The 3,147-nt window shown below is 51.7% G+C and carries 3 protein-coding genes; 2 read left to right on the top strand and 1 reads right to left on the bottom strand.

Annotation, left to right across the window (positions count from 1 at the left end; all coding sequences use genetic code 11):
* The first annotated feature begins 63 nt into the window (after positions 1–63).
* Both WKI84_RS12940 and WKI84_RS12935 read left to right on the top strand, forming a co-directional pair.
* Positions 64–591, top strand: coding sequence for a hypothetical protein (locus WKI84_RS12940; RefSeq protein ID WP_337863976.1), 528 nt, complete (start codon positions 64–66; stop codon positions 589–591).
* Between the two features lie 29 nt (positions 592–620).
* Positions 621–1,556 carry a tyrosine-type recombinase/integrase gene (locus tag WKI84_RS12935; RefSeq protein ID WP_337863975.1) on the top strand — a complete coding sequence of 312 codons (936 nt, stop codon included), beginning with the start codon at positions 621–623 and terminating at the stop codon, positions 1,554–1,556.
* A gap of 122 nt (positions 1,557–1,678) precedes the next feature.
* On the opposite strand, the gene WKI84_RS12930 is transcribed toward WKI84_RS12935, so the two are convergent.
* Positions 1,679–2,926 (bottom strand): SEC-C domain-containing protein, encoded by a 1,248-nt coding sequence (locus tag WKI84_RS12930; protein WP_337863974.1) that lies wholly within the window; start codon positions 2,924–2,926, stop codon positions 1,679–1,681.
* Positions 2,927–3,147: the final 221 nt, after the last annotated feature.

The following is a 3,147-nucleotide window of genomic DNA, read 5'->3' as shown; positions in this document are numbered from 1 at the left end:
AATCCCACCCCCCGCACTTTTTTACTAGTAAGCCTTTTTAAGCTGAGACGCCATTAATGTCATGTGGTAGTCAAGAACAAGGAGCTGACAAAGCGCGCCATCTACGTCTACCTGCCTACCGTAGAGATGGCCGACGGGTGGAAGAGCCTCGCCGAAAAAGCCAGGGTACCGATATCCAAGTTCGTCATCGAGCACGTCGAGAATTCATTAAAGCAGGAGGAGGATAAGAAGGGCTTTGCTTCAAGGGCCGAGCTGTTAAAGCAGCTGAAAGAGAAAGACGAAGAGATTGCCAAGCTGAAGAACGATAACCGGCTCCTAAAGATGCTCACAGAAAACCTGGACAAAGAGCTCAAGCGCTACAGGGCAGAGCCGTTTCTTGACAGACAGTTCGAAGGCGTCAGGGCGTACGACAAAGAGCTGGTACATCTATTGAAGTCGAGCGGCAGCATCGACAGCGACCAGATATTGAAGCAGCTTGGAATCAGCCCGAAAGACACCGGCCTTGTTAAGGCTGTGAACAAGCAGCTGCAGGCGCTGCAGGCCTACGGGCTGGCAGAGCCCACCGCAAGGGGCTGGAGGTGGGTATACTGACTGTAGTAGAAGAGCTGTCAAAACCAATCTTGGATGCATCAATGCTGCTGGCAGACTTTGCCCAGGACTGCCTTGACAGACACCTTACAGAAGAGACTATCGGCAGGTACAAATCACCTCTAAAGATCTTTTTTGTCTTTTTGCAGGACAGAAACAGGACGGTCCTTGACGTCGACAAGCACGTCCTGAAGGACTTTATCCACTTCCGCAGGTCGCAGGGCGTGGACCAGAAGACATTGGAGAACAACTTTACCGCCCTGTCGACGTTCTATGAGTTTTTATGCTTTGAAGGCTACACCAACGTCAACCCTGTCTTGCCTGTACGAAAGCGTTATCTCAAGAGGTACAAGGATGCGGAAGGCGACGAGGACGGGTCCGTGAGAAAGCTTGTCAGCGTCGAAGACATGGCGATGCTTGTAAACTCTATCCTGAGCGTACGGGACAAGGCTGTTGTAATGCTGCTTGCCAAGACAGGGATAAGGCGGAAAGAGCTTGTGTCAATAGACATACAGGACATCGACTGGGCCGAGCAGAGCATCACCCTGAAGAAAAAGATGTTCAAGAAGCGCAGCAACCGCGTCGTGTTCTTTGACGACGAGTGCGCCAGGATACTGAAAAGGTGGATGGCACAGAGGGAGAACTTGAACGCCAAGACAGAGGCGCTTTTCACAAACGAGTACGGGCGCAGGCTGAACAGAAACGGCGTCTACAACTTGGTGACAAAATACGCAGAAGCCGTTGGCCTGCACGACCCAAAATCAGACAGGATAGAGGACCACTTCAGCACCCACAACTGCCGCCACTGGTTCACAACCTGGCTTCGAAGAAACGGCATGCCTCGCGAATTCATCAAGGTTCTGAGGGGGGACAAGCGCAAGGATGCGATTGACATCTATGACCACATCGACAGGGAAGAGCTGAGAAAGGCGTACCTTGCGTTCATACCGCAGCTGGGTATCGACTAGCTCCATGTCAACAAAAGTAAGCGTTCCTTTGTTGACTGCTGGGTGCAGGCTACTTGGCAGATTGCCTCCATTTATTGTAGCTGTACCACCAGTGACAGCCTTTGTTGACTGCTGGGTGCAGGCTACTTGGCAGCGCTAATGCTACCGCCTGTGCCAGCAGAGCCACTTTTCATTTTGGCAAGCTCATCCAGCCTTCCTGTAATGTCATCCCGTTCAGAGCTGCACCTTGCAAGGCCCAGCCGGTATATCTCCTCTGCCCTGTCATAGTTTACAGGTACACGTGGGTACCATTCGGGGTGGCAGTAAATATCTCCCCACGAGATATACCCCCAGGCGTTGCCGGGCAATTTTTCTTCTGTCAGCGCACGGAACAGCCGGTCTGCATTCTCTACGTCACCCATTGCGGCATAAGACTCTGCCTCTGCTCTGTACATGTTCACCATTATCCGTTTGTCTGACTGTGGAAAAACCGTGCAAAAGTCGTGACAGTATTTTATCCTCATGGCGTGAAATGACGCCGGCATATCGGCGCCATCTCTTTTCTCTTCTCTTCTTCCCCTTCCTCCGTCTTTTCTCTCGGTTTCTTCTTCAGCTGCGGCGTTTCCCAGTTCCATTTCAAAGTCTTGGCACCAGTTGTATATGCTCTGGGACATCGATAGACCGATGTATTCATCAGCGCCCTCTACCGATTTTATGTCTGGCGGGATGACGGCTTTCACCATGGCCCACACCTTCTCCCATTTTCCGATACCTGCCCTGTAATCGCCAACTTCGGTGGCGGCGTAGCCGTCCTGCATCAGGTCATCGATCATTTCGACATTGTACCTTTCTGGCATTAGCCGCTCCCACAGCACTATTATTGCCATCCAGACAAAATCATCATCCATGCCGAAAGCCCGGTGGCCTGGAGGATAGTAGTGATCTTCTGCCAGCTTGCACGCAGAGAAGTAACCTTGGGCCTGTTTCTTGAACGTATCTTCGTCGAAACCTATCTTCATGGATCGCAGCTTTCCGACTATCTCCTCCGTGCTCATTTTCTCTACTTTGTCCAGGTCCCAGAGCGAAGAGATAAAGTCCTTGAAACCGCTTATGGTGTCGTCAGGGAGGTTCAATGCGCTGCACATCCTTTCAAGTTCTCCCGGGTCGTCATGGTACATCTTTGCGGTCCTTGCAAGCGGCAGGAGCATATCCTTGGACATCCCGAATGACTTTCTCATGCCCGGCCCCGCAGATCCAGGAGAGGTACCGCCTGCAGAAGAGCCGGTGTCGGTTTTTGATGATTTTTTCGCCTGCTCGTCGATGAGCAGGTGGCAGCGCTTGTATTTCTTGCCAGAGCCACATGGGCATGGGTCGTTCCTACCGGTTTTCATGTCCATTTTGTTCTGCACCAGATTTCTCCTTTCACTCCGACATCATCCAGACCGCAGGTGCCTGGCTGCGGCAAACAGTGTTCTGCCGGTCAGGTCGTTTAAAAACATATCGCATTCCGGCAGTCGTCCCGGGTGTAGAGCTCAGAGACATATGTTGATCTGGACTCCTTCTTTTAGACACACTTTTGGGCCTTTTGAAGAGGTACTTTTGCTCATCATTT

Origin of the sequence: Nitrososphaera sp. (assembly GCF_037447015.1) — an archaeon.
Lineage (GTDB): Archaea > Thermoproteota > Nitrososphaeria > Nitrososphaerales > Nitrososphaeraceae > Nitrososphaera.
This window is presented reverse-complemented; position numbering and strand designations above follow the sequence as displayed.

Excerpts from the sequence above, each read along its gene's own strand:
- WKI84_RS12930 (WP_337863974.1), bottom strand. The coding sequence starts at position 2,926 with ATGAAAACCGGTAGGAACGACCCATGCCCATGTGGCTCTGGCAAGAAA.